This window comes from Streptomyces anthophorae, assembly GCF_049310305.1.
Classification (GTDB): domain Bacteria; phylum Actinomycetota; class Actinomycetes; order Streptomycetales; family Streptomycetaceae; genus Streptomyces.
The window spans coordinates 5,122,512-5,147,664 of sequence record NZ_JBLWQQ010000001.1; the positions used below are offsets into that span (position 1 = coordinate 5,122,512).

Annotated in this window: 20 protein-coding genes; 9 read left to right on the forward strand and 11 right to left on the reverse strand. The window is 71.1% G+C overall.

Translation table 11 applies throughout. The annotated features are described in order from the left end of the window. Positions 1-33 precede the first annotated feature (33 nt). Entirely contained in the window at positions 34-2,625 is a 2,592-nt protein-coding gene (locus ACNYS0_RS23330; RefSeq protein ID WP_422476424.1) for a bifunctional FO biosynthesis protein CofGH, read from the forward strand. 235 nt (positions 2,626-2,860) lie between these two features. On the opposite strand, the gene ACNYS0_RS23335 is transcribed toward ACNYS0_RS23330, so the two are convergent. Further along, positions 2,861-3,871, reverse strand: coding sequence for an AraC family transcriptional regulator (locus ACNYS0_RS23335; RefSeq protein WP_422476425.1), 1,011 nt, complete (start codon positions 3,869-3,871; stop codon positions 2,861-2,863). Positions 3,872-4,083: 212 nt separating this feature from the next. Between ACNYS0_RS23335 and ACNYS0_RS23340 the strand changes: the two genes are divergently transcribed. Further along, positions 4,084-5,205, forward strand: coding sequence for an ADP-ribosylglycohydrolase family protein (locus tag ACNYS0_RS23340; protein ID WP_422476426.1), 1,122 nt, complete (start codon positions 4,084-4,086; stop codon positions 5,203-5,205). A 341-nt stretch (positions 5,206-5,546) separates the two neighbouring features. Here the strand turns inward: ACNYS0_RS23340 and ACNYS0_RS23345 are convergent, their stop codons facing one another. Then, entirely contained in the window at positions 5,547-7,106 is a 1,560-nt protein-coding gene (locus ACNYS0_RS23345; RefSeq protein ID WP_422476427.1) for a sodium:solute symporter family protein, read from the reverse strand. Between the two features lie 211 nt (positions 7,107-7,317). Next, a complete protein-coding gene (locus ACNYS0_RS23350; RefSeq protein WP_422476428.1) occupies positions 7,318-8,112 on the reverse strand; it encodes an SDR family oxidoreductase in 795 nt (264 codons plus the stop codon). 102 nt (positions 8,113-8,214) lie between these two features. Between ACNYS0_RS23350 and ACNYS0_RS23355 the strand changes: the two genes are divergently transcribed. After that, positions 8,215-9,063: a hypothetical protein gene (locus ACNYS0_RS23355; protein WP_422476429.1), complete on the forward strand. Its 849-nt coding sequence runs from the start codon at positions 8,215-8,217 to the stop codon at positions 9,061-9,063. 151 nt (positions 9,064-9,214) lie between these two features. Here ACNYS0_RS23355 and ACNYS0_RS23360 read toward each other — a convergent pair whose 3' ends face one another. The 3 genes from ACNYS0_RS23360 to ACNYS0_RS23370 form a co-directional block, all read right to left on the reverse strand. Continuing rightward, positions 9,215-9,415, reverse strand: coding sequence for a DUF397 domain-containing protein (locus ACNYS0_RS23360; protein WP_422407973.1), 201 nt, complete (start codon positions 9,413-9,415; stop codon positions 9,215-9,217). 259 nt (positions 9,416-9,674) lie between these two features. Then, the gene (locus ACNYS0_RS23365; RefSeq protein ID WP_422407972.1) at positions 9,675-10,532 is read right to left on the reverse strand and encodes a helix-turn-helix domain-containing protein; all 858 of its coding nucleotides are present in this window, start codon (positions 10,530-10,532) and stop codon (positions 9,675-9,677) included. A 289-nt stretch (positions 10,533-10,821) separates the two neighbouring features. Continuing rightward, positions 10,822-11,559: a GOLPH3/VPS74 family protein gene (locus ACNYS0_RS23370; RefSeq protein ID WP_422476430.1), complete on the reverse strand. Its 738-nt coding sequence runs from the start codon at positions 11,557-11,559 to the stop codon at positions 10,822-10,824. 213 nt (positions 11,560-11,772) lie between these two features. Here ACNYS0_RS23370 and ACNYS0_RS23375 point away from each other — a divergent pair, with 213 nt between their 5' ends. Continuing rightward, positions 11,773-14,688 (forward strand): D-alanyl-D-alanine carboxypeptidase, encoded by a 2,916-nt coding sequence (locus ACNYS0_RS23375; RefSeq protein WP_422476431.1) that lies wholly within the window; start codon positions 11,773-11,775, stop codon positions 14,686-14,688. 153 nt (positions 14,689-14,841) lie between these two features. Further along, on the forward strand, positions 14,842-16,704 hold the full coding sequence (locus ACNYS0_RS23380; RefSeq protein WP_422476432.1) for an MFS transporter: 1,863 nt from the start codon (positions 14,842-14,844) through the stop codon (positions 16,702-16,704). 129 nt (positions 16,705-16,833) lie between these two features. Here ACNYS0_RS23380 and dgoD read toward each other — a convergent pair whose 3' ends face one another. From dgoD to ACNYS0_RS23400, 4 genes are all read right to left on the reverse strand, one after another. Continuing rightward, complete coding sequence (dgoD, locus tag ACNYS0_RS23385; protein ID WP_422476433.1) at positions 16,834-17,985, reverse strand: galactonate dehydratase; 1,152 nt, start codon at positions 17,983-17,985, stop codon at positions 16,834-16,836. A gap of 82 nt (positions 17,986-18,067) precedes the next feature. Next, positions 18,068-18,676 (reverse strand): bifunctional 4-hydroxy-2-oxoglutarate aldolase/2-dehydro-3-deoxy-phosphogluconate aldolase, encoded by a 609-nt coding sequence (locus ACNYS0_RS23390; RefSeq protein WP_422476434.1) that lies wholly within the window; start codon positions 18,674-18,676, stop codon positions 18,068-18,070. Beyond that, positions 18,664-19,410, reverse strand: a complete 747-nt coding sequence (locus ACNYS0_RS23395) for an IclR family transcriptional regulator (RefSeq protein ID WP_422476435.1) — start codon at positions 19,408-19,410, stop codon at positions 18,664-18,666. The genes ACNYS0_RS23390 and ACNYS0_RS23395 overlap by 13 nt, the downstream gene beginning before the upstream one ends. Before the next feature lie 4 nt (positions 19,411-19,414). Beyond that, entirely contained in the window at positions 19,415-20,344 is a 930-nt protein-coding gene (locus ACNYS0_RS23400; protein ID WP_422476436.1) for a sugar kinase, read from the reverse strand. A 188-nt stretch (positions 20,345-20,532) separates the two neighbouring features. On the opposite strand from ACNYS0_RS23400, the gene ACNYS0_RS23405 reads away from it, so the two are divergent. The 3 genes from ACNYS0_RS23405 to ACNYS0_RS23415 all read left to right on the forward strand — a co-directional run bounded on the left by ACNYS0_RS23405 (position 20,533) and on the right by ACNYS0_RS23415 (position 23,706). Beyond that, positions 20,533-21,813 carry an MFS transporter gene (locus ACNYS0_RS23405; RefSeq protein ID WP_422476437.1) on the forward strand — a complete coding sequence of 427 codons (1,281 nt, stop codon included), beginning with the start codon at positions 20,533-20,535 and terminating at the stop codon, positions 21,811-21,813. A 48-nt stretch (positions 21,814-21,861) separates the two neighbouring features. After that, a complete protein-coding gene (locus tag ACNYS0_RS23410) occupies positions 21,862-22,440 on the forward strand; it encodes a GNAT family N-acetyltransferase (RefSeq protein WP_422476438.1) in 579 nt (192 codons plus the stop codon). Between the two features lie 183 nt (positions 22,441-22,623). Next, the gene (locus ACNYS0_RS23415; protein WP_422476439.1) at positions 22,624-23,706 is read left to right on the forward strand and encodes a GNAT family N-acetyltransferase; all 1,083 of its coding nucleotides are present in this window, start codon (positions 22,624-22,626) and stop codon (positions 23,704-23,706) included. 236 nt (positions 23,707-23,942) lie between these two features. On the opposite strand, the gene ACNYS0_RS23420 is transcribed toward ACNYS0_RS23415, so the two are convergent. Next, on the reverse strand, positions 23,943-24,623 hold the full coding sequence (locus ACNYS0_RS23420; protein ID WP_422476440.1) for a response regulator: 681 nt from the start codon (positions 24,621-24,623) through the stop codon (positions 23,943-23,945). Positions 24,624-24,805: 182 nt separating this feature from the next. Between ACNYS0_RS23420 and ACNYS0_RS23425 the strand changes: the two genes are divergently transcribed. Next, positions 24,806-25,144 (forward strand): circadian clock KaiB family protein, encoded by a 339-nt coding sequence (locus ACNYS0_RS23425; protein WP_422476441.1) that lies wholly within the window; start codon positions 24,806-24,808, stop codon positions 25,142-25,144. The last annotated feature ends 9 nt before the right edge of the window (positions 25,145-25,153 follow it).

Consider the following 25,153-nt stretch of genomic DNA (forward strand, 5'->3'; position numbering starts at 1 on the left):
GAAGTGTCCGGATGGCGCTCGTATGCTCGGTTCATGAGTGATCAGGACGCCGTACAGGAGAGCCAGCCCACTGCCAACTCGATGCGCCGCGCGCTCAAACGGGCCAGGGACGGTGTCGCTCTCGACGTCGCCGAGGCCGCGGTCCTGCTCCAGGCGCGCGGCGACGACCTGGCCGACCTCACCACGTCCGCCGCCCGCGTGCGCGACGCGGGCCTGGAAGCGGCCGGGCGGCCGGGTGTCATCACGTACAGCAAGAGCGTTTTCGTCCCGCTCACCCGGCTGTGCCGTGACAAGTGCCACTACTGCACGTTCGTGACGGTCCCCGGCAAGCTGCGCCGCGAGGGCCACGGAATGTTCATGTCGCCCGACGAGGTTCTCGACATCGCGCGCAAGGGCGCCGAACTGGGCTGCAAGGAAGCCCTGATCACCCTCGGCGACAAGCCGGAGGACCGCTGGCCCGAGGCCCGCGAGTGGCTCGACGCGCACGGCTACGACGACACCATCGCGTACGTGCGGGCCATCTCGATCCGGATCCTGGAGGAGACGGGGCTGCTGCCGCACCTCAACCCGGGTGTCCTTTCGTGGACCGACTTCCAGCGGCTCAAGCCCGTCGCGCCCTCCATGGGCATGATGCTGGAGACGACCGCCGAGCGCCTCTGGTCCGAGCCCGGGATGCCGCACTACGGCTCGCCCGACAAGGAACCGGCCGTGCGGCTGCGGGTGTTGGAGGACGCGGGCCGCTCCTCCGTCCCGTTCACCAGCGGGCTGCTCATCGGCATCGGGGAGACGTACGAGGAGCGCGCCGAGTCCCTCTTCGCGCTGCGCCGCACCGCCCGCTCGTACCACGCCATCCAGGAACTGATCATCCAGAACTTCCGCGCCAAGCCGGACACGGCGATGCGCGGCATGCCGGACGCCGAACTCGACGACCTGGTCGCGACGGTCGCGGTCGCCCGGCACATCATGGGCCCGTCGGGGAACATCCAGGCCCCGCCGAACCTCGTCGACGGCGAGTACGCGCGCCTCATCGGGGCCGGGATCGACGACTGGGGCGGCGTCTCCCCGGTGACCATCGACCACGTGAACCCGGAGAAGCCGTGGCCGAAGCTGAAGGAACTGGCGCGGCAGTCCGCCGAGGTCGGCTTCGAGCTGCGGGAACGGCTGTGCGTCTACCCGGAGTTCGTCACGCGCGGCGAGCCGTGGCTCGACCCGCGCCTCCTCCCGCACGTGCAGGCGCTGTCCGACGCCGACGGGCTCGCGGTCGCCGACGCGCCCGTCGTCGGCCGCCCCTGGCAGGAGCCCGACGAGGGGTACGTGGCGGCTTCGGGCCGCACCGACCTGCACCGCACCATCGACACCGAGGGCCGCACGAAGGACCGCCGCGACGACTTCGACGTGGTCTACGGCGACTGGGAGGCGCTGCGCGAGCAGGCGGCCCCCGGCATGGAGCCGTCCCGCATCGACGGCGACGTGCGCGCGGCCCTGAAGCAGGCGGCCGACGACCCGACGAAGCTCACCGACGACGAGGCGCTCGCCCTGCTGCACGCGGACGGCCCCGCCCTCGACGCGCTCTGCGGCATCGCGGACGACATCCGCAAGTCGGTGGTCGGCGACGACGTCACGTACATCGTCACGCGGAACATCAACTTCACGAACGTCTGCTACACCGGCTGCCGCTTCTGCGCCTTCGCCCAGCGCCGCACGGACGCCGACGCCTACACGCTCTCCCTCGACCAGGTCGCCGACCGGGCCCAACAGGCCTGGGACGTCGGCGCGGTCGAGGTCTGCATGCAGGGCGGCATCCACCCGGACCTGCCCGGCACGGCCTACTTCGACATCGCGAAGGCGGTCAAGGAGCGCGTGCCCGGCATGCACGTGCACGCCTTCTCGCCGATGGAGGTCGTGAACGGCGCGAGCCGCACCGGCATGTCCATCCGCGAGTGGCTCACCACGGCCAAGGAGGCGGGCCTCGACTCGATCCCCGGCACCGCGGCGGAGATCCTCGACGACGAGGTCCGCTGGATCCTCACGAAGGGCAAACTCCCGGCGGCCGACTGGATCGAGGTCATCAAGACCGCCCACGAACTGGGCATCCGCTCCTCCTCGACGATGATGTACGGGCACGTGGACCAGCCCCGCCACTGGCTCGGCCACCTGCGCACCCTGGCCTCGATCCAGCAGGAGACCGGCGGCTTCACGGAGTTCGTGACGCTCCCGTTCATCCACACCAACGCGCCGGTCTACCTCGCGGGCATCGCCCGCCCCGGCCCGACGACCCGCGACAACCGGGCGGTCACGGCCATGGCGCGCGTCCTGCTCCACCCGCACATCCCCAACATCCAGACGAGCTGGGTGAAGCTCGGCACGGAGGGCGCGGCCGAGATGCTGCGCTCGGGCGCGAACGACCTGGGCGGCACGCTCATGGAGGAGACCATCTCCCGCATGGCGGGCTCCTCCTACGGCTCGTACAAGTCGGTCAAGGACCTGATCGCGGTGGCCGACGCGGCGGGCCGCCCGGCCAAGCCGCGCACGACGCTGTACGGGGCCGTCCCGGAGGAGCGGGTGCGCGCGGCGCGGGCGTCGGACGGGCATCTGCCGGAGCTGTTGCCGGTGCTGGAGCCGTAGGGCTGTCCTGGAGGTCCCGGGCCCGGCGCCGCTGACAGGTTGGGCGGCCGGGCCCGAGGGCGTGCAGGCGCTCCCGCATTGCCTGCGCCAAGTCCGCTTCCGGACACGGGACCGAGGGGAGCGGCGGGTGGGCGGCGCCGACGCCGTCCATCGTCCGCGACATCCCGTGCGCGGGGCGGTACCAGGACCGTACGGCCCGAGCGGGGGCCGGGGCTCGCCGGTTCGCGCGCGGCCGCTATCCGGTTCGCGCGGTGCGGCGCGCGGCGGCGAGCGTACGGGAGGGCGGCTCGCCGAACCGGGCCCGATAGCGCCGGGCGAACCGGCCCAGGTGGACGAAGCCCCAGCGGTAGGCGGCCTCGGTGACGGTGGTCTCGCCCGGTTCGGCGGTGCGCAGCAGCATCCGTACGCGTTGCAGCCGCACCTCGTGCACGTATCCCATGGGCGTCATGCGCACCTGCGACCGGAAGGCCTCCTGGAGCGTGCGCAGGCCGACGTGGGCGACGGCGGCGAGCCGGTTCGCGTCCCACGGCTCGGCCGGGTTGTCGCGGACGGCGTCCATGACGCGCTTGACGGCGGCGGCGGGCATGTCGGGCGGGGGCGCTTCGAGGGCGTCGCGGTAGCGGTGGTCGGTGGCCAGCAACAGGCCTTCCAGCAGGGTCTGTTCGAGCCGCCCGCAGATCATGGGGCTCTGTAACAGCCCGCCGGGGTTGTTCGCGTCCAGCGCGATCCAGCGGGCGAGCCCGGCCCAACTGCGTCCCGCGCCCCGGGAGGTGTCGATCGCCGGCCTGAAGTCGGCGTTGCGGTGCACGGGCCCGCCCAGCATGATCTCCAGCTGCCGGTGCACAGCCGTCTTCTCCATCTTGATCGTGAGCGTGTCGCAGTCGGGCGAGAAGTCGAAGGCCCGGAAGCCCGCCGGGGGATTCAGCACGCTTCCGGTACGGGCCGTCACCCGGGCGTCGGCCGCCCCGCACCGACCGATCCCGAAGGAACCCGTCACCGGCGCCACGACGTGGTAACAGTCCAGCTCGGGGACGTAGGCCCTGATGGCGGCGCCGAACGACATGCGCCCGATCGTCACGCCCCGCAGCACCACGACATCGGCTTCGAGCTCGAAGTCGTCCGCTGCGGGGGTGTCCAGCTTCATGTCGTAGAACTGCTGCGACAGCAAGGCGCGCGCCTCGTCCACGGACCGCGTGGTGAAGCGGTTGGCCGCGCCCGCAAGGCCCTGTCCCTTGCCCGCGTCCATGTCGTCCCACCCTTCCCGGCGCCCCTCAGCACCAGAAGACGTGTGCCTTCATGGTGCTCCGCCGGGCGGGGCGGCGGGGAGGGTTCCGGGCAATGGCCACCGTGCGCACGCTCGTCCACAGTCCCATCACTTCGTGAACATTCCTGGTCGACGCCGGTCGATTACAGTGCTCCAAGCCGAAGGGTCGAGGGTTGTGACAGGAGGAGTGCCCCATGGGCGCAGCGCCCAATGCGGCGGCGGTCTGGGGCCGCGCCGAACAGCAGGACTTCCGCAGCAGGGTGCGCGGGACCCTGCTCGGCGGCGCACTCGGTGACACCCTCGGCGCCCCGCTCGACGGCCTCACGCTCGACGGTATCCACGCCGAGCACGGGAACGAGGGGCTCAAGCAGCTCGTGCCCGTGTACGGGCGGACGGGTGCCATCACCGCCGCCACCCAGCTGACCCTCTTCACCGTGGACGGGCTCATCAGGGCCCAGGTGCGCCGCGACACCGGCGCCTGGCATCCGCCGACCGATGTGCACCGCGCCTACCTGCGGTGGGCGGCGACCCAGCGCGACTGGGGCCCCGACCTGCGCCGCAAGGAGGACGGCTGGCTGGCCCGCGAGGAGTGGCTGTACTCGCGGCGGGGCGCCGCTCAGGCGTGTCTGCTGGGGCTCGGCAACGACGTCATGGGCACCCTCGACCGACCCAAGAACCTGGACGCGAACGGCGCGGAGGCGGCGACCCGCTCCGCGCCTTTCGGGCTCCTCGTGGGCTGGGAGCCGCAGCTCGTCCTCCAGCTCTCCGTCGAGTGCGCCGTGCACACGCACGGCGCCGCGGAGGCCTACCTCGCGGCCGGCGCGTACGCGGTCCTCGTGCACGCCCTCGCCCGCGGCGACTCCCTCGACACCGCCGTGCAGCGGGCGCTCGCCCTGCTCGCCGCGCGCCCCGGGCACCCGCCCGTCGCGGATGCGCTCAAGCACGCGCTCGGCGCCGTACGGCAGGGCATGCCGACCGCCGCGCGGGTCGGCGAGCTGGTCGGGGAGGGCGATGCGACCGGTGTGCTCGCGGCCGCCGTGTACTGCGCGCTCGTCAGCGACGACATCCGGCACGGACTCGGTCTCGCCGTGCACCACGACGGGCCATCCGCGCAGGTCGGTGCGTTGTGCGGCGGGCTGCTCGGGGCGCTGCACGGGGAGACGGCGTTGCCGCCCGCGTGGGTCGCGGAGCTGGAGGGGCGCCCCACGATCCTGGAGCTCGCGGACGACTTCGCCATGGAGATGACGCAGGGGGCCGCCCTGCATGGGCCTGCGGCCGCTTCCCCGGGGTGGTTGGCCCGGTATCCGCGGGCCTAGGCCACACCCCGGGGCTCCGCCCCGGACCCCGTGCCTCAATCGCCGGCGGGGCTTGAAAGGCCGGGGCTCTGCCCCGGACCCCGCGCCTCAATCGCCGGCGGGGCTTGAAAGGCCGGGGCTCTGCCCCGGACCCCGCTGCTCAATCGCCGCAGGGGCTTGATTTGCTCAGCCGCCGCCGGGGGCTCGAAGTGCTCACCCGCCGTCGAGGGCTTGAAGTGGTCACTCGCCGCCGAGGGCTTGAAGTGGTCACTCGCCGCCGAGGGCTTGAAGTGCCCACCCGCCGTCGAGGGCTTGAAGTGGGCACTCGCCGTCGAAGGCTTGAAGAGCGGGGCTTGAGTTGGTCAGTCGCCCGTGGTGCTCGGCTGGGCCGCCGGGGTCGGGAGCGTGGCGCTCGTCGATCCGTCGTCGTCCGAGTTGATGCGGGCGATGATCGCGTCGCGCTCGGGGGTGTCCTCCGGCTTGATGAAGCCGATGAGGATGTAGAGCACGAGCGAGACCGCGAGCGGGATCGACACCTGGTACTGGAGCGGCACGCCGCCCTCGATGTTCCAGCTGATCGGGTAGTTCACCAGCCAGAACGCGAGCAGACCCATGCCCCAGCTGGTGAGCGCGGCCGTCGGCCCCGACCTGCGGAACTGCCGCAGCAGCCCCAGCATCATCGGGATCGCGATCGGGCCCATCAGGCCTGCCACCCACTTGATGACGACCGTGATGATGTCCTTGAACGTCGGCGAGTTCACCTGCGTCGCCACCGCCATGGACAGCGCCAGGAAGATCACCGTCGTGAGGCGGGCCGCGACCAGGCCCGTGCGCGGGCCCCACTCCCGCGCCTTCGAGGAGAGCGCGGGCGCCACGTCCCGCGTGAAGACGGCCGCGATGGCATTGGCGTCGGAGGAGCACATGGCCATCGTGTGCGAGAAGAAGCCGACGATGACCAGGCCCAGCAGGCCGTGCGGAAGCAGCTGTTCGGTCATCAGGCCGTACGAGTCGGAGCCGTCCGGCTTCTGGGCCTGAACGAGCAGCGGCGACATCCACATCGGGAAGAAGAGGACGACCGGCCAGATCAGCCAGAGCGCGGCGGACAGATACGCGGACCGCTTGGCCTCGCGCCCGCTGCTCGTCGCCATGTAGCGCTGCGCCTGGTTGAGCATGCCGCCGTTGTACTCGAAGAGCTTGATGAAGAGGAACGCGAGCAGGAAGACCGTGCCGTACGGGCCGACGAGCGGCTTGTCGTGGCCCTGGAGCTCGGGCCGGCTCCAGGCGTCGAAGAAGCCGATGTGCTTGTCGCTCAGTTCGAGCACGACCGCGATGAACATCGAGATCCCGGCCAGCAACTGGATGATGAACTGGCCGAGTTCGGTGAGCGCGTCCGCCCACAGGCCGCCGATGGTGCAGTAGACCGCGGTGATGGCGCCGGTGATGAGGATGCCCTGGTTCAGGGACACACCCGTGAACACGGACAGCAGCGTGGCGATGGCCGCCCACTTCGCGCCCACGTCGACGATCTTCAGCAGCATCCCGGACCAGGCGAGCGCCTGCTGGGTGCCCAGGTTGTAGCGGTTCTTGAGGTATTCGAGAGGTGAGGCCACGTGCAGCCGCGAGCGCAGCCGGTTGATGCGCGGCGCGAACAGCCGGGCGCCGATGGCGATGCCGAGTGCGATGGGGAAGGACCAGGTGACGAAGGACGTCACGCCGTACGTGTACGCGATACCGGCGTACCCGGTGAACATCACCGCGCTGTAGCCGGACATGTGGTGCGAGATGCCGGACAGCCACCACGGCATCTTGCCGCCCGCGGTGAAGAAGTCGGAAACGTCGTCGACGCGCTTGTGGGACCAGACACCGATCGCGACCATCACGCCGAAGTAGGCGATGAGCACGACCCAGTCGAGACTGTTCATGTGCCCCCTCCAGGGGTTCCGCTGCACAACGGTTGCCCCCGGTAAGGGTGTTGGGGACGTGGGGGATTGAACCTCCGCGCCAAGTGCCGGTCAAGGGTTCTGTAGTCATGGATATGAACCCCGGACAGAATTCAGAACGTCCCGAAACTCGGGGAGAAGCGGGGGCATTGCGGCTGACCTGCGATGTCGCCGGTTTTCCCGAGCGGTGCGGCTACCGCATGAGTTCTCCGGCGTTCACCAGGAGCTGCTGGCCGGTGATCGCGCGCGCCCGGTCGGACGCGAGGAACACCGCCGCGTCCGCCACATCCCCGTCCGTCGCGAGGTCCGGCAGCGCCATCCGCTCGGTGAGCCGCCCGAGCACCTCGTCCTCGGGCACGCCCTCGGTCTGCGCGGTGATCTGGACGTAGGCCTGCACGGGCGGGCCCCACATCCAGCCGGGCAGCACGGTGTTCACCCGGACCCGGTGCGGGCCGACCTCCCGGGCCAGCGAGTACATCGCGCTCGTCAGGGCGCCCTTGGACGCCGCGTACGCCGCCTGCCGGACCTGTGAGGGCGCCGCGATCGCCGACTGCGTCCCGATGAAGACGACGGAGCCGCCGCGCTCCTTGAGGGCGGGCAGGCAGGCCCGGGTCATCCGCAGCGTGCCGAGCAGGTTCACGTCGACGACCTTGCTCCATGTCTCGAAGTCGGCGTCCTCCAGGCCGCCGAAGTAGCTGTCCCAGGCCGCGACATGGACGACCGCGTCCACGCCCCCGAACCGCTCGCGCGCCAGGTCCGCCAGTGCCTCGCACTGCGCCTCGTCGCCGATGTCGGTGGAGCGGAACGCGGTCCGCGTGCCGTCCGGGTCCAACTCCTTGGCACAGGACGCGAGATGGGCCTCGGTGCGCGCCCCGAGCACCGCGTTCCCGCCGTCGCGCAGCACGGCCTCGGCCACCTGGCGGCCGAGTCCCGCGCCCACTCCGGAGACGATCACGGTCTTCCCCGCAAGCAGTTCCGCATTCACCATCGGTTCGCCTCCCGGCTCTGGCGCTTTGTCTGACGGGGCGTCAGAGTATGGGCGTCGAACGGGAGATGGAAGGCTTGCGCGAGAGGGCAGAGGGTGAGCGGCATGGCGGACACGCACGAGGACACGCACAGCGAGACGTACGCGGAACTGGCGGCCGTCGGGCCGTACGGGGTGCGTCCGGGACACGCCCTGATCACCATGGTCGAACCGCACCCGGGCCATGAGCACGCGTACAACCGCTGGTACGAGGACGACCACTACTACGCCGGCGCCATGGCCATGCCGTGGATGTACTCCGGGCGCCGCTGGGTCGCCACCCGCGACCTGCAACTCCTGCGCTACCCCGAGAAGTCGGCGGTCGCCGAGCCGGTCACCGCGGGCTGCTACATCTCCACGTACTGGATCACCGAGGGCCGCTACGCCGACCACATGAAGTGGACCGTCGGCATCAACAAGCGGCTCAACCGCGACGACCGCGTCCACCAGGACCGCACCCACGTCTTCACGTCGTTCCAGGACCACGAGGCGACCGTGTACCGGGACGGGGACGAGGGGCCGCGCGACTTCCACGCCCTCGACCACCCGTACCAGGGCCTGGTCGTCGAGGTGATCGACGCCGAGGGGCCCGGGCAGCGCGCGGAACTCCTGGACTGGCTGCGCGAGGAACACCTGCCGCGGCGGCTCGCGGGCTCGCCCGCCGCGATGGTCACGGTCTTCCGTCCGACCCCGCTGCCGGGGGACCGGATGACGTACGTGAAGCAGGTCGAGGGCGTCGACACCCGGCTCACCCTGCTCTGGTTCCTTCAGTCCGACCCGCGCGAGGCCTGGCAGGAGCACTTCGCGGGCCTGGGCGGGGCGGTGGCGGAGTCGGGGCTCGGCCGGGTGGAGCTGGTGGCCCCGTTCATCCCGACGGTGCCGGGTACGGACCGGTACGTGGACCAGCTGCGCTGACCCGGGTCCTTTGGCCCCGGACAGCGCCGAGCCCCCTCGGCCAGGACGGCGGACCAGTCGAGAGGGCTCTGTCAGTGGTGCTGTGTTGCATGGTGCTGTGTTGCATCGTGCTGTGTTGCGTGTTCGGTTGTCTCACGGAGTGTGCTGGGGGTCAGACGTCGACCCGGCCCATCTCCGTGACGAAGGCGCTCCATGAACCGGGCGCGAACGCCAGGTTCGGGCCCTGCGGGTCCTTGGAGTCGCGTACGGCCACGGCGTGGGCCGCGGGAGACTTGATCTCCACGCACGCGCCGTTCCCTGCCGAGTACGAGGACTTGATCCAGGTGGGCTGTGCGCCCTTGGTGATTGCCATGATCTGCTCCGGTCTGGCCAGTTGTCCCTTGCTGGGCCGCGGACCTGCCGCGGCTTTGCGCCAACACCTTGTCTGTTGTTGGCGTGATCGACGCTACTCGCCGACTCGGGGCAGCGGTGGGGCCATTCACTCGACCGGATGGCATATTCCAGGTGGGTCTTCCGCGAGCCCGTGGGAAAGGTGTACCGTGCGGGGCTTTCCCACGGGCGGGGCCCGGACCGGAGGCCTGAACTCTGCGGTCCGTTACGCGAGTTGGTTCTCAGCGCGTGTGCCGCTTCGCGGCTTCCAGGATGAACTGCCGGGATTGTTCCACGTTCAGCGCCTGCGCACGCAAGTGCTCGTACATGACGCTGTACTTCTGCACGTCCTGCGTCTTCTCCAGGTAGAGGTCGCTGGTGACGCCCTCGATGTAGACGACGCTGGAGTCCGCCGCGTCGGGGAACTCCAGGATCGCGTACTGCCCCGTGATCCCCGGGTGCGCGCCCATCTCGAAGGGCAGCACCTGCACGGTGACATGGGGGAGCCCGGAGACCTCCGCGAGGTGCTCCAGCTGCTCGCGCATCACCGCGGAGCCGCCGACGGCGCGGCGCAGCGCCGCCTCGTCCAGGACCACCCACAGGCGCAGCGAGTTGGCCTCGTCCTCGATCCGCTCCTGGCGGCGGATGCGGACCTGTACGCGCTTCTCGACGTCGGTCAGCGAGGCCTCGGGCATCGCGCCCTGGATCAGCGCCTCCGCGTAGCCGCGGGTCTGCAACAGGCCGGGGATGCACTGCGACTCGTACACCCGCAGGGACGCCGCGTCGGTCTCCAGACCGATGTAGACGCTGTACGGGATGTCGCCGAAGGAGTGCCACCAGCCTTGCTGGCGCGAATCCTTGGCCATTTGCATCAGCGAGTCGATGACCCGGTGGTCCTCGACCTCGTACACCCCGCACAGATCGCGTACGTCGCGCTGGCTGATGCTGCGCCGCCCGTTCTCCAGGCGGCTGATCTTCGACTGCGACACCAGCAGGCGCTCGGCGACCTCTTCGGCGGTCATGCCCTTGAGTTCCCGGAGCCGGCGCAGCTCCTGGCCCAACCGGCGTCGCCTGACGGTGGGATTGACGTTGGACGCCACGGACGTGCACCTCCGGCTACGTGCATTTCTCTGTTCTGCATACGTTGCGTATCTACTGCTCAGCAGATTGCCACCCCGAGGCGGCCCTGCGCTGGGAAACGGCGGATGTGCGCGGACGCACATGCGGCTTGCACGTGCCTCCTGTGCAGCACAAACGCGAGCGCGCGGGGCGACGGGCCGGGGCGTCGTCCTCACGCCCGGCACGCCACCCCGCGCGGTACAGCGGCTCCCGGACCGGTTCTTGGGGACTACGGTGCGGCGCTGCGGTGCTACGGGTGGTGCGGTTCGCCTAGTGGGCCACGGCGCGAGCCATGGATCCGCGGCGTGGCTGCATCGGAACGCCGCGTGCGGGCTCCGGTGCGGCCCGACCCGCCGAGGGGGCCGGTGAGCGGCGTGGCTGTACCGCCACACCGTTCTGGACGTCCATCACGGCGTGCGCCACGAGGCCGCCCATCGGGTCGTGCCTGATCAGGTCCCGCAGCCGGGAGCGCGAGGACCTGCCCTCGTTGCCCGGATACAGGTGCTTGCCGAGTCCGACCGCATGGGCCAGTGCGGCGAGCGCCGCGGTCCGTGGGTCCGGTGGGACCCCGGTGCGGATCGCGCTGTCCAGCCGGGCCCTGATCTCCCGGCTGATCGCCGTCTCCGTCGCCTGGTAGCGAGTCGTCGGCAGCACCCCGCACATCTGTCCGGCCACGGCATGCACCATGCCGCACCGCTCCAGATGCGAGAGGTAGGTCTGTCGCAGGCCAAGACGCGGCCCGCCAATCCAGTGGACGGCCCGTACGGGAGCGCCACGCCTTCGCAGCAACTCCAACGCGCAGTCCAGTGTCGGATCTCCGGTCGGCCGTGGTGCCACCACGGCGATACGATCCCCGTCTGGGGCTATCCGTCCGGCCAGCGCCAGCTCTACTAGCTGTGCTCCGGCCAGACCTAGGTCGAGCGACTGCGGCTGCGCTGTGGTACCCGTGGCCGGGTCCAGAGCGAGCAGCAGAAGCTCCTCCGGAAGTGTTCTGCGGCTCCTGCCCATCCATGCCTCCCCGCGTGGATGAATGACAGGGTGACCCCTCTCACATCTGTCTGTCGAGAGTGCGTGGGGGCTTTGGGCGGGAACCTATAGGTATGTCGTTCTCGTCTACCACGTGGGTTAAGCCCCCACACAGGACACTGGTACATGGTTCGGACAGGGCTGGTCTGTCCGGCGACAAGTGGTTGAGTGGTTCATTCGGTCGAGGAGGCATCGGTGGCGGGGACCCCCGACAGGTCGGGAGAGCACAAGGCGTCGGGAGGTCCGGCTCCGGAGGATCCGCGTCTCGCGGTGTCGCGCGGCGTGGACCAGGAGACGGCGGTGTTCTCGGTCCGCGACGCGGCGGACGAGGAACCGGACACGGGCGCCGCGGCCCCGGATCCGGACGCCGGCGACGAGCGCCTGCGGGCGGCCGTGGCGGCGTGGGTGGCGGGCGACGGGGGCTCCGCCGATTCGTCTGCATCTGCAAATTCGGACGACGCCGAGGCGGAGACCGCGTCGGCCACGGGTGACGCCGGGTTGTCCGCCGGGGACGACGCCGAGGGCGACGGGGAGCCGGCTGCCGAGGCGAAGGCCGACGGCGCGTCGGGCGCGGAGGGCGGGAAGCTTTCTGCCGAGGGCGACGCGAAGGCCGACGGTGAGTCGACGCCCGGGTCCGACGCGAAGGCTGACGCCAAGGGCGCCGGGAAGCCGTCTGACGCCAAGGCCGATGACCAGTCGACCTCCAAGGCCGAGGGCCCGACGGACGCCAAGCCCGTCGCCGCGAAGTCCGGTGGCGAGTCGGCCCCGCAGGCCGACGGCAAGGCCGGAGCCAAGCCGGTCCCCGGAGTCGACGGTCCGTCCGGCGGCAAGCCGGGCGCCAAGAGCGCCGACGCGAAGGCCGGTGGCGAGTCGGACCCGCAGGCCGATGGCCCGTCCGACGCCGAGTCGGACCCCGAGGGTGACAGCGCGTCCGAGGCCAAGTCGGCCCCGGAGGCCGCCAGCAGGGCCGGAGCCAAGCCGGTCCCTGGAGTCGACGGTCCGTCCGATGCCAAGCCGGGCGCCAAGAGCGCCGACGCGAAGGCCGGTGGCGAGTCGGACCCGCAGGCCGATGGCCCGTCCGACGCCGAGTCGGACCCCGAGGGTGACAGCGCGTCCGAGGCCAAGTCGGCCCCGGAGGCCGCCAGCAGGGCCGGAGCCAAGCCGGTCCCTGGAGTCGACGGTCCGTCCGGCGGCGAGTCGGGCGCCAAGAGCGCCGACGCGAAGGCCGGTGGCGAGTCGGACCCGCAGGCCGATGGCCCCACCGACGCCAAGCCGGACCTCGATGCCGACAGCAAGGCCGCAACCAAGTCGGCCCCCGGAGCCGACGGTCCGTCCGACGCCAAGCCGGGCGCCAAGAGCACCGACGCGAAGTTCGACGCCAAGTCGGCTTCCGGAGGCGCCGGCGCGTCCGATGCCGAGCCGGATGCCAAGGCCGATCCCAAGCCCACCGACGCCAAGCCGGACGCGAAGTCGGGCTCCAAGCCGGACGCGAAGGCCGACGCCAAATCGGACCCCAAGTCGGGCGCGAAGGCCGACGCCAAGTCGGGCGCCGACGCCGACGGCAAGGCCGACGGCAAGGCCGGGGGCCGTGGCGGAGCCGGTCGTGGGGTGGATCAGGCCACCGCTGTGTTCAAGGCCGTGCCGCAGCCCGTGGACCAGCCGACCACCACGCTCAAGGCGGCCGGGACCGCGCAGAGCAGTAAGTTCGTGCCGCTCAAGTCGCTCGACGAGGGCAAGGCCACGGGCAAGGAGCTCCCGCCGGAGGCCGAGCAGCCCACGGTCGAACCGGCCGAGCGGACGACCCAGCAGCCGTTGCCGCCGAAGCCGCCGCTCGACCTGCTCGCCGAACTGACCAACACCCCGCCGCCCCCGGAGACCCGGGTCCGTACCGCGGTACGCCGGGTCAAGGTGTGGACGCCGATCGTCATCCTGCTGATCGTCGTGTTCGGCGTCATCCAGGCCGTCCGCCCGCTGCCGACGCCGTCCCTCTCGCTCACCGCCGACGCCACGTACAGCTTCGACGGCGACAAGGCGTCCCTGCCGTGGCCGGGCGAGGGCCAGGGCTGGATGGACGTCCAGGGCATCGGCACGATGGACAACTTCGGCAAGCAGACGCCCGTGCCGATCGGTTCCGTCGCCAAGTCCATGACCGCGTACATCGTGCTCAAGGACCACCCGTTGAAGGCGGGCGCGGACGGGCCGTCGATCGACATCGACGCCACCGCCGAGAAGGAGGGCGGCTACGACGCCGACGGGCAGAACGAGTCGACGCTCAACACCGTCAAGGAGGGCGACAAGATCTCCCAGAAGGACGCGCTCGCGGCGGTCATGATCCCGTCCGCGAACAACATCGCGCGTCTGCTGGCCCGTTGGGACGCCGGTTCCGAGGAGGCGTTCGTCAAGAAGATGAACGCCACCGCGAAGAAGCTCGGCATGAAGAACACCACCTACACCGACCCCTCCGGCCTCAAGGAGAGCACCGTCTCCACCGCCGAGGACCAGGTGAAGTTGGGGAACGAGTTGGTGCAGATTCCCGCGCTGACCGACATCACCAAGTTGCCCACCTGGACCGACCCGTCCGGCAAGAAGTGGACCAACTACAACCGCCTCGTGCCGTACGACGGTGCCATCGGCATCAAGACCGGTACGACGACCAAGGCCGGCGGCAACCTGCTCTTCGCCGCCACCAAGGACGCGGGCGGCTCGACGGTCACGGTCGTCGGCGCGGTCCTCGGCCAGCACAGGGCCCCGATCATCGACACGGTCAACGCGGTCAGCAAGACCGCGATGCTCGCCGCCCAGGACGCGGTCACCTCGTCGACGGTCCTGAAGAAGGGCGACGTCGTCGGCTACGTCGACGACCAGCTCGGCGGGCACACCCCCGTCACGGTCACGAAGGACGTCAAGGCCGTCGGCTGGGCCGGCAAGACCGTGCACCTGCAACTCGCGGACCAGGACGGCAAGTCCGTGCCGCACACGGGCAAGGCGGGGGAGACCGTCGGCGTGCTGGAGGTCGGCGACGGTGAAGGCGGCGCCGTGGAGGTGCCGGTGGCCCTCCAGAAGGGCCTCACCGAGCCCGGGTTCGGCGCGAAGCTGACCCGCGTCGGCTGACGCCCCTCCCGGGACCGCTCGTGGGAGGCCGATTCCCGTCGGCCTCCCACGGCGCCCGTCCGCGGACACCGTGCTAGCGTCGCGAGACCGGGCAGGCGGGGGACGCCCACCCGTTCATTCACAACGGCACACGGGTAAACGGGAGTGTTGGGAGTGGCCACAGCGAGGCCGACGCGCGCCGACGACGCGAAGCCCGGGACGGACAAGGGTAGCCCCCGGATACGACTCCCCGAGGTCCCCGAACAGCCCGAAGGACCTTCCGAGGCCGAGGCGGTCGCAAAAATCCTGGGCGGCACCGCCCGCCTGAAGCGATTCGCCCGGCACCCCGTCACCCTCGCCACACTGGTGGCCGCACTCCTCCACCTCATCTGGTTCTTCACGTTCGCGAACAGCGGTGGAGACCTCGCGGCGCAGGACGCCTGGGCCGAGTTCGTCGGCCGGCACCCCGACTCCGCGTACAACCTCGCCTGGTACGGCGGCATGCACCCGGTGTCGTACAGCGTGGTCTCGCCGTATCTGATGTCGGTGTTCGGTGTGCGCACGACGATGATGGGCGCGGGCACCCTGTCGGCGGCGCTGCTCACCATGATCCTGATCCGTACGCGGGTGGTCGCCAAGCCCCTGTGGCCGACCCTCGCCGGTGTCTTCGCCCTGCTCTGCAACGCCGCGTCGGGGCGCGTCACGTTCGGCCTCGGCATGATGTTCGGGCTCGCGGCGACGGCCGCCGTGTTCTGCTGGCCGTACCGCTGGCGCTACAGGCGCTGGGCGAAAGCGGCCGTGGCGGCGCCCCTCGCGGGCATCGCGACCGCCTGCTCGCCGGTGGCGGGACTGTTCGTCGGGCTCGTCGCCGTGGCCCTCTTCCTTCAGAAGCGGCGCCCCGGCGCGTACGCGCTCGGACTCGCGCCGACCGCCGTCGTCGTGCTGTCGGCCTGGCTGTTCCCGTTCTCCGGCACGCAGCCGATGTCGTTCGGGTCGGCGCTGCTGCCGATGGTCTACGGCGTCCTGGTGTGCGTCCTCGTGCCCAAGGGGTGGGTGACGGTCCGGATCACGGCCGCCGTCTACACCCTGTCCGTGCTCCTGGTGTGGCTGATCAGTTCGCAGATCGGCTCCAACATCACCCGGCTCCCGATGCTGTTCGCGGGCGTCGCGCTGCTCGCGGCCCTGCCGTTCACGGCCCCGCGTTCGCGCAAGTGGTACGTCATCGTGGTCGCGTTCGTCGCCTTCAACGCGTGGATCGGCTTCAAGTCGGTCGACGACGTCGTGCGGACCACCCCCGCCGCTTCCTGGGCCCGTGAACTGGTGCCGTTGGTCAATGAGTTGCAGGAGGTCAGGGCCGAGCACGGCCGCGTCGAGGTGGTGCCCGCCCGCTCGCACCGCGAGGCCTCCGCGCTCGCCCCGTACGTGAACCTGGCGCGCGGCTGGAACCGGCAGGCCGACATGGAGCGCAACCCGCTCTTCTACGACGACACCCTCAACTCGGCGAACTACCGCGAGTGGCTGCGGCGCTGGGCCGTGCACTACGTGGTGCTGCCCAAGGACGAGCCGGACGGCAAGGGCGCCGAGCGCGAGCGGCAGCTCGTCCAGCGCGGCCTGCCGTACCTCAAGCAGGTGTGGGGCGACGCCAACTGGCAGCTGTTCGCCGTCACGGACCCGGAGCCGCTCGCCGAACCGCACGCGGTCGTCGACGCGGCGGAACAGGGCGAGCTGACCATCGAGGTGACCCGTCCCGGCCGGGTGCTGATCCGTGTCCCGTACTCGCCGTGGCTCTCGGTCGTCGACGCGGAGGGCAAGAGCCTCGGCTCTCCGAAGGAGACGGAGGCGTCCAAGCGGGCGAGGGAGTCGGACGACTCCCTGGCGAAGCGGTACGCGAACGTGCACGGTTGCCTCATCGAGACGGAGAAGGACGAGGCGGGGGACGCGTGGACGGTGCTGCTCGCCCCGAAGCCGGGAACGTATCGCCTCGCGGCGCCGTATCAGCTGCCCCGGGGGACGCCGTGCCCCGAGGAGCTGAGGTGACTGGTCGCACGGCGTTGCGGTCCCGGGGCTCTGCCCCGGACCCCGCTGCTCAATCGCCGCAGGGGCTTGAAATACCCAGCCCCGCCGGCGTTTGAGGCGCGGGGTCCGGGGCGGAGCCCCGAGACGTGATCACCATTCCGCGAAAGAACCGTCCTGGTGGCGCCACACCGGGTTGCGCCAGCGGTGGCCGGAGGCGGCCGCCTTGATGACGGCCTGCTCGTCGACCTCGATGCCCAGGCCGGGCGCGGTCAGCCGTGCCATGTGGCCGTCCGTGGAGTCGAAGGCGAAGACGGACGGGTCGACGAGGTAGTCGCCGAGGTCGGAGCCCACGTTGTAGTGGATGCCGAGGCTGGTCTCCTGGATGAACGCGTTCGGCGACGCGAAGTCGACCTGGAGGCAGGCCGCGAGCGCGATCGGCCCGAGCGGGCAGTGCGGGGCGAGGCCCACGCCGTGCACCTCGGCCTGCGCGGCGATCCGGCGGGTCTCGGAGATGCCGCCCGCGTGCGACAGGTCGGGCTGCGCGAGCGCGATGCCGGAGCGCAGGACCGGGTCGAAGTCCCAGCGGGAGAAGAGGCGTTCACCGGTGGCCACGGGGATGGTCGTCGAGGCCGTGAAGTCCCCGTACTGCGACGTGAGTTCGGGGAGCAGCGGCTCCTCGATGAACATCGGGCGCAGCGGTTCGAGGGCCTGGGCGAGCTGCTTGGCCAGGGCGGGCGAGGTGCGCCCGTGGAAGTCGACGGCGACGCCGCCGTCGGGGCCGAGCACGTCGCGCACGGAGGCGACGCGCTCGACGACCGCGTCGATCTCGCGCGAGGTCTCCAGGAGCCGCATCCTGCCGCCGACGTTCATCTTCACGGCCCGGTAGCCCTGTTCGAGCCGCTGGGCCGCGTGCTCGGCGGCCTCGCTCGGGTCGTCGCCGCCGATCCACGAGTACATCCGCATCCGGTCCCGGACGGCGCCGCCCAGCAGATCGTGCACCGGGACGCCGTGGAACTTGCCCTTGATGTCCCACAGGGCCTGGTCGATCCCGGACACGGCGGACGACAGCACGGGCCCGCCCCGGTAGAACCCGGCCTTCGTCATGACCTGCCAGTGGTCCTCGATCCGCAGCGGATCCCGCCCGACGAGGTAGTCGCTCAACTCGTCGACAGCGGCGGCGACCGTGTGCGCCCGCCCTTCGACGACGGGCTCCCCCCACCCCGTGATCCCCTCATCGGTCTCCACCTTCAAAAACAACCAACGGGGAGCAACAAGGTAAGTGGTGAGCGAGGTGATCTTCATGGCGACTCCAAAAGTTCAGGTGGGCACAAATAAGCCCCTGCGGCGATTGAGCAGCGGGGCCCGGGGCAGAGCCCCGCAACGCTCACACGGGTGACCGCAACAGTTCGGCCAGCAAGGGAAGTTGCGCCGAGTCCTCCAGGGCCGAACCAACGGCAACCACAGACGCCCCTCCCGCCAAATAAGCGGCAGCGTTCCCCGCGTCCATGCCCCCCGTGGCAACGAACGGCACCTCCGGGAACGGCCCCCGCATCGCCCGGAACCAGTCCACCCCGAGCACGCTCGCCGGGAACGCCTTCAGCCAGGTCAGTCCGATGGCCCGCGCGGCCTGCACGTCCGTGGCGGTGGCGACACCCGGCAGGTGCGGCAGCCCCGCCGCGACGCTCGCCCGTGCCACCTCCACGTCAAGACCAGGGGCCACCGTGAACGCGGCGCCCGCGTCCACCGCCCACCCGAGCCGCTCACCGGAGGTGACCGTGCCCGCGCCGACCGGTTTGCCGCGCTCGGCGCCCGCGGTGACGACGGCGCCGAGCACCCGCGCGGCCTCCTCCGTCTGCACGGGGACCTCGACGCACTCGATGCCGAGGTCCCAGGCGCGTACGGCGAGTTCGACGGACTTGTCGGCGGGCATGCCGCGCAGGATCGCCATGACGGGCACCCCGGCGAACAACTCATCAAACGTTACGGACGCCATCCCAGCTCCTTGGAGATCGTGTCGGCGGTGGTCATGAGGTCGGGCAGCACGTCGGATTCGAGGGCGCCCAGGTCGGCCCTGGCCTTGAGCGCGGTCACCGACACGGCGGCGACGACCTCGCCGCTGCTGTCCCGTACGGGCACGGCGACGCAGTTCACGAAGTCCTCGTACTCGCCGTCGTCGACGGCCCAGCCGCGGGTCCTGGTCTCGGCGAGGGCCTTGCGGTAGGCGTCGGGGGAGGTGATCGTCGTGGTGGTGTGCGGCGCGAAGTCGCAGTCGGCGAGCAGCTCGTCGGCCCGTTCGCGCGGGACGTACGCGAGGATCGCCTTGGCGACACCGGCGGTGTGCAGGGTGACCGGGCGGCCGATCTGCGAGTAGAGGCGCACACCGTCGACGGGGTCGACCTTGTCGACGTAGACGATCCGCTCGCCCTCAAGGGCGGCGAGGTGCACGGTGTGCCCGCAGCGCTCGCCGAGCAGCCGCAGGTGTTCGCCCGCGACGTCCTTGAGGCCGAACTGCTCCAGGGCGAGGTGGGCGAGACCGGCGAGCCGGTGCCCGACCGCGTACCGGCCGTCGGGGAGGCGGCGCGCGAGGCCGCCCTCGGTGAGGGACTCCAGGATGCGCAGCGCGGTGGAGCGGTGCACGCCCAGGTGCTCGCCGACCTCGGTCTGGGTGCGCGGGCGGCGGGCGATGAATTCAAGGATGTCGATGGCGCGACGGACGGTCTGTGACATGGGATCAGTGTCCTTCGCCGGTCGTGGCTGCCGCGGTGGGGCCGGTGGCGGGCACGTAGTCCTCGATGCTGCGCAGCGTCCGCCCGGCGAGCCGGTGCCCGAGCGCGAGCCGCTCGGCGGACGGCGCCCTCTTGAGCAGCCCGCTGAGATACCCGGCCGCGAAGGCGTCCCCGGCTCCGACGGCCTCGACGACGTCGACGGCGGGCGCCGCCACGAACTCGCTCCCGGCCGCGGTGAATTCGGTGGCCCCCACGTCGCCGTCCTTGACCACGAGGGTGCCGCGCGGCGCGAGGTGGTCGCGTACATCCTCGGCGGTGGCGGTGTCCCACAAGGTCTCGGCCTCGTCGCGCCCGACGAGCACGACGTCGGCGCGGCGGGCGAGCGCGAGCAGGGCGTCCGCCGCCTCGTCGCGTGAACTCCACAGCGCGGGGCGGTGGTTGACGTCGAACGACACGAGCGTCCCGCTGTCCGCCGCCCGTCGCACGAGCGTGTCCACGAGCTCGGCGCAGCCGTCCGAGAGGGCCGGTGTGATCCCGGTGAGGTGCAGCAGCCGTACGCCGGTCAGGTCCACGCGGTCCGCGTCGGCGGCCGTCATCCGGGACGCCGCCGAGCCCGCCCGGTAGTAGTGCACGCGCGTGCCGTCCGGCCCCGGGTCCTTGAAGTAGACGCCGGTGGGGGCGGCCGGATCGGCGAGCACCCCGGCCACGTCCACGCCGCGCGAGGCGACCGCCGCGACGATCCGCCGCCCGAACGGATCGTCCCCGACCCGGCTCACCCACGCGGCCTCGTGCCCGAGGTCCGCGAGGTACTGCGCCACGGTCGACTCGGCGCCCGCGACCGCGAGCCGCAGCTCCCTGCTGTGCTCGAGCCCCTCGCCGTCGGCGGGGGTGACCTGCGCCATCGTCTCGCCGAGGCAGATCGCCTTACCGGACATTCGCCGTCCCTCCATTGACATCCCGATGGGCCCATGAAGAACATTAGCAGCCTTCACGCAACAGGCGTGCATATGTTGCAACATCGGGTCGTCAGTCGGCCCGCCGAGCCCGGAAAGCGAGTGAGATGAGCCCGAAGACGAGCACATCCACCCACAAGGAGACGTCCGCTCCGAGGGACGCGAAGGGCATGAGCGCCCGCACCCGCCAACGCCGCACCGCCGCCGCGAGCGTCGTCGGCTCGATCCTCGAGTGGTACGACTTCTTCCTGTTCGGCGCGTCGGCCGCGCTCGTCTTCAACAAGGTCTTCTTCCCGGACGTCTCGCCGTTCGCGGCGACCCTCGCCTCGTTCGCGACCTTCGGGCTCGGCTTCGCCGTGCGCCCCATCGGCGGCCTCGTCCTGGCCCACCTCGGCGACCGCATCGGCCGCCGCCCGGTGCTGATCCTCACCGTGATCCTGATGGGCGTCGGCACCCTCGCCATCGGCTTCCTGCCCACGTACCACTCGATCGGCATCTGGGCCCCGGTCCTGCTCGTGCTGTGCCGGATGATGCAGGGCTTCGGCGTCGGCGCCGAGCTGGGCGGCGCGTACGTCATGTCGACGGAGGCGGCCGAGGAGGGCAAGCGCGGGTTCTACGGTTCGCTGCCCGGCGCGGGCGAGTTCATCGGCGTCGTCATCGCCTCCGGCGCGGTGGCCGCCGTCTCGACGCTGCCCGAGGACGACTTCCTGAGCTGGGGCTGGCGCATCCCGTTCCTGGCCAGCGCCTTCGTGGTCGTGATCGCGCTGCTGATCCGCAACGCCGCGCCCGAGACCGAGCAGTTCGAGCAGGCCCGGGACAGCGGCAGGCGCGAGAAGCTCCCCGTGCTCGCCGCGATCAAGGCCCGCCCCAAGGCGATCGCCCTGCTCATCGGCTCCGGCTGCGCCACCGCCATCGCCTCGTACGCGATCCAGGGCTACCTGCCCAGCTACCTCACCAACCAGCTGGGCCTGTCCTCCGGCACCTCGGTCCTCGGCATCACGATCGCCTCGGCGGTCTCGATCCTCACCATCCCCCTCGCGGGCGCGCTCTCCGACCGCGTCGGGCGCAAGCCGGTGATGATCGGCGGCGCGGTCGCGATCACGCTCTTCGCGTACCCGTTCTTCTGGCTGGTGGACACGCGCGAGCCGTGGCTGATCTACCTGGCGATCACGATCGCGTTCGCGCTCATGCTCAACTCGATCTTCGCGGTCACCGGCACGTTCTACGCCGAGTCGCTGCCGACCGAGGTCCGCTACAGCGGTCTCGTCTTCGTCCGCGAGATCAACGGCGTGATCTTCGCGGGCACCTCGCCCTTCGTGGCGACGCTCCTGGTCGACGCGGGCGGCGACCGCCCCTGGTACCTGGCGGGCTACATGGCCCTCGCCGGCCTCGCCAGCGCGCTGTGCGTCTGGCGCCTCCCGGAGACGGCACCGGTCCGCACCCGCGACTGACCCGGAATCGGGGTGCGCGGGCGGTGGGATCCGGTCATGATGCGGATCATGCCTTTCGACACCAAGCACGTCATCGAGCCGGGCACCCTGGCGTCGGCCCCGCAGCCGACGCTCCGCTCGGCCGACGGTGAACTCGTCCTGCGCACCCCGGCGTTCGACGACGCGCGGGCCGTCCACGACGCCTTCCAGGACCCGGTCCTGCGCTACTGGCACATCCGCAGCATGGAGTCCCTGGACGAGGCGCGCGCCTGGGTCGAGGCGACGCACACGGGCTGGCGGGAGGAGACGTCGGCCCAGTGGATGGTGGCCGGGGCCGCAGACGACGCCCCGCTCGGCCGGATGGCGCTGCGCGAGATGAACTTCCTGGACGGCGTCGCCGAGGTCGCCTACTGGGTGCTGCCGCAGGCCCGTGGGGCAGGCGTGGCGCCCAGGGCCCTGGACGCGCTGACGGACTGGGCGTTCGCCCTCGGCTTCCACCGCCTCGACCTCCAGCACTCCACCCGCAACGAACCCTCGTGCCGGGTGGCGCTCAAGTCCGGCTACGAGCTGGAGGGCACCCGGCGCAGCTCGGCGCTGCACACCGACGGCTGGCACGACATGCACGTCCACATGCGGCTCAACTTGTAGACACCGGCTTCCGGTTGGATGTCCGAAGTGCCCGAAGGGCTCTTGACAGCGTGCGTACTGTTTCGCGACCTTTGAGCCCTCTGGGGGAAGAGGGGGGCTCATGAGCGGCACGCTCACGTATCGACGCTCGTACCCGATAGCCGGTGGGCCGTGCGCCCGCGGCGAGGGGCGGGCGAACCGACGTTGAACATCACGACGTACAGAGCCGACGAGCTCAGCGCGTCCCTGCGTGCCGCCTGGCACGAGACGATGGAGCACTCTCCGGACTTCCAGAACCCCTTCCTGTCGCCGGAGTTCGCGGAGGGCGTCGCCAGGTTCAAGGGCCGCGCGCATGTGGCGGTGCTGCGCGAGGGCGGCGAACCCGTCGGCTTCCTCCCGTACGAGAAGGGGCCCGCGGGCATCGGCCGCGCCATCGGGATGGGCCTGTCCGACTGCCAGGCGCTGGTGCACCGGCCCGGGGTCACCTGGGACACGAGACAACTCCTGCGCTCCTGCGGGCTCTCGGTCTTCGAGTTCGACCACCTCGTCGAGGAACAGAGACCCTTCGGCCGCTACGTCACCGGAACCTTCGCCTCACCCGTCCTCGACCTGAAGGACGGCAGCCACGAGACGTACGCGGAGTGGCTGAAGGCGGCCTATCCCGGCCAGGCCAAGACGACCCTCAAGAAGGAACGCCGCCTGAGCCGCAACGTCGGGGAGATGCGCTTCGTCTACGACGAGCGGGATCCGGCGGTCCTCGGGCAGTTGATGCGCTGGAAGTCGGCCCAGTACCGCCGCACCGGCCGCATGGACCGCTTCGCCCGGCCGTGGATCGTGCACCTCACGGACCACCTCTTCCACGTCCGCGAGGACCACTTCACGGGCGTCCTCTCGGTCGTCTACGCGGGCGACCGCCCGGTCGCCGCCCACTTCGGGCCGACGTCCCGGACGGTCTTCGCGGCCTGGTTCACCGCGTACGACCCGGAGTTCAGCTACTACTCGCCCGGCCTCCTCATGCACCTGCGCATGGTCGAGGCCGCGGGCCGCCAGGGCATCCGGCTGATGGACTGGGGCCGCGGCGAGAAGGAGTACAAGGACTGGCTCAAGACCCGCGAACTCCGGGTCGCCGAGGGCTTCGCGACCCGCCCCCACCCCGCCGCTGCCGCCCACCGCCTCTGGCGCCGCCCGGTCCGCGGCCTGCGCAACACGGTGCTCGCGCATCCGGAACTGCGGGAGCGGGCGGACCGGGTGCTGCGGACGGTGGGGTCGCTGCGCGGTCCCCGCTGACGCGTGGTCCGGGCACGAGCCCGGACAGGCCGCCGGGCCCCGTAGTCGCTCGAGATACGGGGCCCGGTGGTCGGGAGGTGCCTGCGTGGACCGGTGTGCGGGAGTGGCATCGTCGGCGGGAGTCCACGACCGCACATCAACAAGACTAGAAAGGGTGCGCGGACCGGGTAAGCCCCCACATGGGCCGATGGAGCGGCCCACGTGGGCTGTTTCGCGACCGGGCGGGCGCGGTCCGCTCAGCGTTCCCGGGGCTCGTCGGCCGACACCCGCAGCAGCCCGGACCTGGCGGCGAGGACGACCGCCTCCAGCTGGCTGTGCGCGCCGAGCTTCGCCATGACGCGCTTCACGTGGCCGCGCGCGGTGTGCGGGCTCACCACGAGCCGCTCGGCGATCGCCCGGGGACCGAGACCCCGGCCCATCAGGCGCAGGACCTCCCGCTCCCGGGACGTGAGCCCGGCCCCGTCGGCGTCACGCCGCTGCCGGGCCGCCGCGCCGCCGGAGGAGCCGATCGCCGCGACGAGGATGCCGAGGGTGGACTCCTCGACGTACATCGGCCCCTCGGCCGGCGCCCTGACGGCCGCGAGCACGGCGGGGAACGCGCTGTCCTTGGCGAGGAAACCGGCCGCCCCCGCCTCGGTGGCGGCCACCAGTTGACCGGGGTCGGTGTCGGCGGTGAGCAGGAGCACCCGCGTGCCCGGGTGCTCGGCCCTGATGCGCCGGGTGCCCTCGATGCCGTCCGCGCCGGGCAGGTGGATGTCCATCAGCACGACGTGGGGGCCGTGGGCGGCGACGAGCGGCAGGGCCTCCTCGACCGTTCGCACGGCGCCGACGCAGTCGAGGTCGGGCTGTACCCCGAGCGCGATCTCCAGTGCGTCCGCCATCGCCCGCTGGTCCTCGACCACAAGTACTCGGATCATGGGAAGTCCTCAAAGGGGCCCGGGCCCCGGGGCCCGGGCCCCGGGCGGCGGCCCGTCCTTCGATCGTAGCCGGGGGACCGGATTTCCGAGGAGGGGCATCAACTCCCCGAGGGAATCTGGTAGTTGACCAAGCCGCTGACTAAAATCGAACGCCGGAGAAGCCGCACCACGGAGGCTTCGCGATGCACAGTGACCACGACCCACCGGCGTGCAACGGACAGGCCACGCACTGCTTCACGCTCTTCGTGGCCGGGGCGACGGAGCGCTCCGACGCCGCGCGTTCGAACCTGCGCACACTGTGCGAAGCCCGGCTCGTGGACGGCTACGAACTCACCGTGATCGACGTCATGAGCCGGCCCGAACTGGCCGAGGAGCACCACATCCTGGCGACCCCGACCGTCATCAAGGTCGCGCCACTCCCGCAGCGCCGCGTCATCGGGGATCTGTCCGACCAGGGCCGTGCCGCCCTCGCGCTGGGGCTGCCCGTCCAGGACGTACCGTCCCGGGAGAGGCGGGGGTGAGATGACTGG